The 7,343-nt window shown below is 55.5% G+C and carries 7 protein-coding genes; 4 read left to right on the forward strand and 3 right to left on the reverse strand.

The annotated features are described in order from the left end of the window. A partial coding sequence (locus tag WBR68_RS30765; protein WP_230696181.1) for an ATP-dependent DNA helicase occupies positions 1-2,041 on the forward strand: 2,041 nt, incomplete at its 5' end. 68 nt (positions 2,042-2,109) lie between these two features. On the opposite strand, the gene WBR68_RS30770 is transcribed toward WBR68_RS30765, so the two are convergent. Next, entirely contained in the window at positions 2,110-3,135 is a 1,026-nt protein-coding gene (locus WBR68_RS30770; RefSeq protein WP_230696182.1) for a hypothetical protein, read from the reverse strand. 951 nt (positions 3,136-4,086) lie between these two features. Between WBR68_RS30770 and WBR68_RS30775 the strand changes: the two genes are divergently transcribed. The 3 genes from WBR68_RS30775 to WBR68_RS30785 all read left to right on the forward strand — a co-directional run bounded on the left by WBR68_RS30775 (position 4,087) and on the right by WBR68_RS30785 (position 6,163). Then, on the forward strand, positions 4,087-4,611 hold the full coding sequence (locus tag WBR68_RS30775) for a hypothetical protein (protein WP_230696183.1): 525 nt from the start codon (positions 4,087-4,089) through the stop codon (positions 4,609-4,611). A gap of 210 nt (positions 4,612-4,821) precedes the next feature. Then, positions 4,822-5,289, forward strand: a complete 468-nt coding sequence (locus WBR68_RS30780) for a TIR domain-containing protein (RefSeq protein ID WP_230696184.1) — start codon at positions 4,822-4,824, stop codon at positions 5,287-5,289. A 10-nt stretch (positions 5,290-5,299) separates the two neighbouring features. Beyond that, entirely contained in the window at positions 5,300-6,163 is an 864-nt protein-coding gene (locus WBR68_RS30785) for a DUF4231 domain-containing protein (protein ID WP_230696185.1), read from the forward strand. Positions 6,164-6,199: 36 nt separating this feature from the next. Here the strand turns inward: WBR68_RS30785 and WBR68_RS30790 are convergent, their stop codons facing one another. Together WBR68_RS30790 and WBR68_RS30795 are read right to left on the reverse strand one after the other, a co-directional pair. Beyond that, the gene (locus WBR68_RS30790) at positions 6,200-7,063 is read right to left on the reverse strand and encodes a hypothetical protein (protein WP_230696186.1); all 864 of its coding nucleotides are present in this window, start codon (positions 7,061-7,063) and stop codon (positions 6,200-6,202) included. 31 nt (positions 7,064-7,094) lie between these two features. Then, the coding region (locus WBR68_RS30795) for a HigA family addiction module antitoxin (RefSeq protein WP_230696187.1) at positions 7,095-7,343 on the reverse strand (249 nt) is incomplete at its 5' end.

Here is a 7,343-nt window from a genome sequence, read left to right on the forward strand (position 1 = left end):
AATTTCTCGCGAAGAGCTTCAGCGTGACTGGGAACGACAGGCGACTGAACTCGGCATTGATTTCAATGGAGCAAAGCAACCGCTGGAGAAAGATGCCGAATTGGAAAGTGGCAAGCCACCCCGCCAGGAATTGACCCCGGAGGCGGCTGCTCTGATTGCCGACGAGTGTCTCCGGTGGGCGATCAAGCACCACACTGAACGCGAATCCGTGATGGACGGAAAGGAGATGCTCAAGACCGCGCTGCACCGTTCGCATGGCATGGGGATAAAGCTGGGCGATCTCAAATCGGCCGTCAAGCGCTCACTTGATAAAGGCCATCTGATCCTTGGGACGATTCAGTACCGGCACGCGAAGGACACGGACGGCGCCGGCAGATCACGGTCGGACTTGATCGCCGCCCTCGTCGTCGGAGGCAAGAGCAAAAAGCACGCGGAAGATGAAATCCGCCTATCGATTGGTCGAGGCGAGCTTGTTCCGACCGGCGCCAGGTACACCACCCAGGTGGCTCGGGAGCGCGAAAAGCGAATCCTTCAGATCGAGCGCGAAGGGCGTGACCAGGTCGTGCCAATCTTGGATATTCAAGCAGCCCAAGGCGCTATGGCTGGCCGCTCGCTCAAGCCTGGTCAGCTGGCGGCCGCCAATCTGATCCTCAGCACGCCACACCGGTTCATCGGCGTCCAAGGCCTGGCGGGAACCGGAAAGTCGCACATGCTGGCTCAGGTCAAGGAGGCCGCTGAAGCCGCGGGCTTCAAGGTCCAGGCCGTGGCGTCCTATGGCAAGCAGATCGAGGCCCTGCGGGAACTCGGTATGGAATCCAGGACCGTAGCGTCTGTTCTGGAGGCACGTCAGAAAGACCGCTTCAAACTCGACCCGAAAACCGTCCTTGTCATCGACGAGGCGGGCGTGGTCCCAGCCCGCCTCATGGAACGTCTGATGAAAATGGCCGAGGCAGACGGCGCGCGCATCGTCATGCTGGGCGACACGGGTCAAACCAAGGCCATTGAGGCTGGCCGCCCGTTTCACCAGTTGCAGGTCGCTGGCATGGCTACGGCCGTAATGGGCGACATCATTCGACAGAAATCGCCCGAATTGAAGGCTGCGGTGGAACTGGCGGCAAAGGGTCAGGCGTCGGCCTCCCTTGGCGTGTTAGATCAGAAGCTGAAAGCCGTGCACACGATCAAGGACGACGGCGAACGGTACGACGCGATAGCGACGCGATACGCAACGCTGAACGACGATGAGCGGCGCGAGACGCTTATCGTGACCGGGACGAACGATTCGCGGAATGCCTTAAACGAGGCCACCCACCAAGCACTTGGCCTCGGCGGCCGCGGCTTTGAGTTCAAGATGCTTACCCGACGTGACACTACGCAGGCGGAACGGCGAGTGGCTAAGTACTACATCGCAGGGGATATTGTGCAGCCGGAGCGGGACTACAAAGCCGGGAATTTGCGGCAGGGCGAGATGTACCGCGTTATTGGCACAGCTGCCGACAAGCCCAATGACCTGGAGGTTGAGCATATGGAAAGTAAGGTCCGGACCACCTTCAATCCGGCTCGCGCCGCCAAGCTGTCAGTCTACGAACCGGTAAAGGCAGAATTATCCGCGGGCGATTGGGTCCGGGCGACGCGGCACAACGCGGCTCTCGATTTGGCCAACGGTGATCGGTTTGAAGTGCTCGCCGTCACGCCCACAACGGTCACCATCGGCGGCAACGGTCGACGAATCACGATGAACGCGGCAACAGCGCCGCTGCATCTAGATCGGGCTTACGCGTCCACGAGCCACAGCGCGCAGGGACTGACATGCGATCGCGCACTGATCAACTCTGAGAGTTTTAGCCGCACCACGCAGCGCGACGTCTACTACGTGGCGATTTCGCGGGCGCGTTTCCACACCGAAATCTATACGGAGAATGCCGGCAAACTATCTGGGGCAGTCAATCGATTGGAGGAAAAAACTGCGGCCCTCGATATCGGACTCGAAAGGGTTCGCCCCTGGCGACATCAAGAACATTCTGGCAAGGAGTTCAACGCCTGATAGGTACCGACGACCGATCGCGAACACTGCTCCGCCGACCCGCGACGCTGGCCGTCCTTTCTACATCGCTAGCCGTTAGAGGGGCCTTCCCCTTCGCCACGTTGGTCGAGATAGGCCAAGCGGCTTGAGTACGTGCCCAATTTTTCGAATTCGCGCAGGCGCGCCAACTCGGCCGCATCATAGGTCAGCGACAGATTTATATACCCAAAAACTGCCAGAATCGCGATCACCCCGACGGACAATATTGTCAAGACGAGGCCCTTCAATGAAAAGAGTATTTCCCAGAAGGCGGCCAGGGACAGGACAATCTTTCCGTCGGGTGGTGCCGGCAAGAAACTGAGCGGATAAATCACCCCACAGAAAAACAAGAGCACTAGAAGTACGAGGGTGAATGTGACCAGACCCGACCGTTCAGGAGAGCCCACAACACTTTTTAGATAGATGCGAACCGTACGGGCATTGTGACGCGCCTCCATGGTGGTCTCGTAGATCTCTTTACTCAGATTAGGTACGTGATCCCAGCGGTAGCGGGTTGCCATACCCATCGGCCTCAACTTACGGGTCGGAGTCAAATCCAGCGCGTCACTGAATTCCCTAAAGGTGGCCAAAGTACTTCCGATCCCGTACAAATTGCGCTCCCGCAGATCCTGAGTGGTCGCCCGACGTTGCAACCGCTTTAGCTCGCGTTGCCTCTCTGCCTCTTCCTTCTTTTCTTTTTCTGCTTGAAGCTCTGCAAGTTTGCCACTGATGCGATCGAGAGCGACGGACTTCTGGAGCCAAGCGGGCCTTTCCTTTAAATCGAGCCGCTCGTAGACCTCGTCCAGGTTTGAAGATCCATGTTCATCGAAGTCGCGCTCAACAGCCTCCTCCCAGTCTATGAAGTACGTTTCTTCAATGTATTCGAACTTACAATGCTCCAAACGCTCCGAGATGCGTTCGCACTCTACGAGCATGCCCGGCAGTTGATCGCGCTTCTGCTGGAAAGCAGCTTGATTCGACAAAACCTTCGCAATGAGGAAGGCGGCTATAACGCCGACCATCGCGGCCGCTGATTGCGCTACCGAGCTAAAAAACCAGTTCCAATCAAGTGTCACCGCGCTCCCCTTTTCTCAAGCGAGCAGCGTAACAAATTCTACAATTTGTTGTCACACTTCGACTCCTCGACGCCCTGCACTATGAAGCCATAGGTACGAACCGGATATCTCCCGGTTGTGTCACGGTTGTGTCACGGCTGTGTCACAGTTATGTCGCGGTTGTGTATCGGTTGTGTATCGGTTGTGTATCGGTTGTGTATCGGGTGTGTCCCGGTTGTGTCTCCAGGGTTTCGCCATATACGTCCGAAATCCAATTTGTATACGTTGGCACAGCCACACGAGCCATACGGCGCGCGGCCTTTTCCTTGCGCAGAGCTTTCGTTGTCAGACAAAAGAAAACAACTGCTCGAGCGAAAAACCCAAGAAAATCAAAGAGATGAACTCACCCGGAGGGTGCGTCCTGTGTGGTGGCTTTAAGGGACCCGCCGCCGCCCTGGCGGCGGGAGCCTTAAGGGCACCTGTGAGCGTCCGGGGGACGCTCACGAAGTCCGAAGGACGGCCCCGCCGGCGCAGCCGGTGGGACTGGACGCCCCGATCCAAGACGCAGTTCTTCCAAAGCAAATGACCGCCCACTAGGGCGGCCATTTGCTTTGACGGGTGTTGCGGGGTAGTGAACGTCAGCAGTACCGTGGCCCCCCTACCATCGATTCTGCTGTGGCGTAAGACCTTGACGCGCAGATCCTGAGCACCCACCACGACCGCCAGCCCCCAGGCAGCAGCTATCACTTAACGATTGCGTTGACTGACGGCTGCTGTTCGCAAATAGCTGTGGAAGCAAGGTAGATCGAAAGAGCCGCACGACTAAACCAACCCGCTGACATCATCTGCACGCGCTTCGTGGCGATGGAGTGGCGCTGCCAAAAACACCCGCAAGAAATACACCTTTTTTTAGTGTAGCTTGTGTACAATGAATTACACCGTTTTTTGTGTAGCTTAATAAGGCGTTTTGAAATGACACTTGATGAATACAAAATGGCCCGAGACCGTTCGGGCATCTCCATTGTGGACAACTGGTGCCGAACCATTGGCATCTCGGGGGACACTCACAAATCCATCAACTCTGGCCGCATGGCGGTATCTGAGGCAGTGGCGAACCGCATTGGCAACTACTTTTCAGACGCTGAGGCACGCGCCATTACATTGCGCGACGCGCTCGACAAGGAGCTGAGCGTTGCGTTCGATGAGAGCAGCGTCGAGCTTGACCCCAACACCTTTGATATCTACCTCACACTGCCAAATTTCGGCAGGATCAAGGTCGAGAATTGTGGTGTGGACACCATGAACGGCTGGGGGGTATACAACATCAATTTTGGACATGGGAAAGAACCACTTGTGTTGCTGCACGCACGGGTTCCACTCTGGCAAAAGAAGCCCCATCTGTTCCAGTGGTATATGTGGCGTGGACCGTTCTCCGGAATGCAGTCGTATTGGAACGATGTGAACGCCAAAATGCTGGCTGAATGCTTCAGACAATAGGTCAAAAGCGGCCAGCTCCTTATCGAGGTCCACCCTAGCGGATTCAAACGAACGGCCCCGCCGGCGCAGCCGGTGGGAATGGTGCTATGCACACAATCCATGGTCAAGGACCCAGAAAACTCTCACGCTGCAAGCACTGCCGCAGGGCCATACACGTGACATGAATGCTAGTAACATGCCTTATCTGTAACCAAAGATGAGGATGGAATCATGGGGCTTCCGCGCACTTTTGTCGGATTCAGCAGCACGGATATCCACTTTTATCGGCTACTCCTAGCCTGGAAAGCCAACACGCACATCGACTTTGACTTCACCAATTGTCAATTGGGACAAGAGATCGACTCGGAGAACGAGGGTTACATTAAGCGCAAATGCCGGGAGAGGATCACAATGGCCGGAACGTTCGCGGTTCTCATCGGAAAGGACACCCGATCAAAACATAAATTCGTCCGCTGGGAGATTGAAGTCGCTCGCGAAAAGGGATGCCGAATCATCGGAATAAACCTCGATGGGGCACGACAGATAGTCGAGGCAACGTGCCCTCCGATCATGAACGACATCGGCGCAATCTTCGTTCCCTTCTCTCCCACCATTGTTGCTCACGCCTTGACCAGGAGGATGGAAACGAAGGGCAATTGGCGTTACCAGGACGAGGTCTATCAACGACTCGGCTATTGAAGCAATCGCTATGAACGAGCAAGACTTCCCCGCGCTCTACCGTTCTGCCGACCACCTTTCAGTGGCCTCTCAGCGGCAATTTTTAGATGCCTTGATGATCCATCTGATAACGCTCGTCTTGGCAGCATTTCTATCGTTCGTCAACATCCCTCATTGGTCAATTGCGGTCCTTCAACTCCTTGCCCTTCTCGGGGCACTCGCTTGTTCGATATATCTCTTTGCATCCCGTCCGGATAGGTTTTGGTATACCGGCAGGGCCGTCGCTGAGTCCATCAAGACCTTGACTTGGCGATATGTTTGCCGAGCCGAACCTTTCCAGACCAATGATGAAAGTTCGCACCTCGCTTTCACCCAGAAGCTACGGTCGGTCGTGGAGCAGAATCGCGAAGTATGCGAGGCACTCACCAAGCATCTGGCGGAGGAGCAATTCACGGCCCGCATGGAGGAGATTCGCTCCAGTCCATTGGAGCACCGCCGCATGGTGTACACGGATCAGCGAGTGAAGGATCAACTAGCGTGGTATGCAAGAAAAGCATGCTTTAACCGTCGTCGCTCCAAGTTGTTTTTTCGTGCGCTAGTATTCATCAACTTAGCTGCGGTAGTCTGCGCGGCGCTCCGAATTGCGCACCCGCAACAGCCATACTGGCCCACCGATATATTTGTCGCAATCGCCGCGAGTCTACTCAGCTGGATGCAAGCAAAAAAATTCTCCGAGCTGGCTAGCTCTTATGCGCTGACCGCCCACGAAATCGGCATGATCAAAGATCAGAGCCATTTCCCGATGACCGACCAAGAATTTTCTCTCTTTGTAGGCGATGCTGAAAACGCTTTCTCCCGCGAACACACACAATGGGTGGCTCGGAAAGATGCCTAGCGAAACCTTGTGACTTGAGACGCGTCCAAGTTGCAGTCAACTTCGACGCAACTCCTCCAGGCGCCTCTTCACCTTTTGCGACAGTTCGCCTAGCCCATCCTCAGTCGGCCTGTAGCGAATGTATCGAAGGTGTCGCAGGTCGAAGGGAATATCAAACTCCTGTTGGGCAATTAAGATGACGTCCTTGCCTAGCGTGTGTGCGATCCCTGCTTCGTAGAACACATTCGCGTTCTTGCCGCTCAGGTCACATATCACTACGCGAGCAGTGGCGATCAGCTTCACCACGTCATTGACGATCACATCGTCGTGCCAAATGTCGTCCGCCCGAATGCATTGCATGTCGAACTGTGAAACAGTCGACTGCAGGGTGGCAGTTACGGAGTCGAAATTCGCATCGAAGGGCATCATTAGAGCGACCATACCGAGATCATTTACGCAATCGGGTAACTGAAACACTCGAGGTCTAATTTGGCCTAATCGATGGGTAAAGAGCACGCGAAATAGATCCGCGTCCTTTATTGCCCAGTGATTCGTCTGGAAATCATCGAACCCCCTTCCACCAATAACGAAGCGCAATTCGGAAGCAAGAGACTCGAGCACCGCGTTGGGAATAGGCTGAATCCGTTCATCAATTTCGTACTCGATCTTGTGGGATCCGAGCGAGCTAGTCACACGAACAATCGTGCCGATTCTGGCGGCCGAGGGGAACTGCGGATCACTACTCGACTCATTCGCGATTATTGTGGGAAGCAGACATAACGCCTTCGTGTCGAGTGTGTTGTCTGAAAAATAACGTTGCTCCAGGTGAGGCTCAGTGTGTTTGAAGACTCGATCAGAGGGCAACTCGATGGAACCTGAAGGCGCCGTAATGTCCCTACCAGTAACGAGAAAGTTGTACATCAACTCACCTATTTAGTTGCCCTGCTTCTAATCAGTGCGCGCCGGTCGACGATGCCAAGAGTCGAACAGGCGGCTGCTCATGCTGTAGCGCCTGCCACAAGTCATAGTTGGCCTGCATTGCGACCCAAGCCTGGGCAGTACTGGCCCCAGCATGCTCCAGTCGGACAGCCAGATCCGGGCTGATACCAGCCTTGCCATTGAGTACCCGGGAAAGTGCCACCCGCGACATGGCCAGCCGGTCAGCAGCCTCGGTCACAGATAGCCCCAAGGGGGCAATTAC

This window comes from Achromobacter sp. JD-1 (genome assembly GCF_038594925.1).
GTDB lineage: Bacteria > Pseudomonadota > Gammaproteobacteria > Burkholderiales > Burkholderiaceae_B > Achromobacter > Achromobacter spanius_C.

Bases quoted from the DNA above. Each gene is read 5' to 3' on its own strand.
- WBR68_RS30780 (WP_230696184.1), top strand. From the start codon at position 4,822: ATGGGGCTTCCGCGCACTTTTGTCGGATTCAGCAGCACGGATATCCAC.
- WBR68_RS30785 (WP_230696185.1), top strand. From the start codon at position 5,300: ATGAACGAGCAAGACTTCCCCGCGCTCTACCGTTCTGCCGACCACCTT.
- WBR68_RS30790 (WP_230696186.1), bottom strand. From the start codon at position 7,063: ATGTACAACTTTCTCGTTACTGGTAGGGACATTACGGCGCCTTCAGGT.
- WBR68_RS30775 (WP_230696183.1), top strand. From the start codon at position 4,087: ATGACACTTGATGAATACAAAATGGCCCGAGACCGTTCGGGCATCTCC.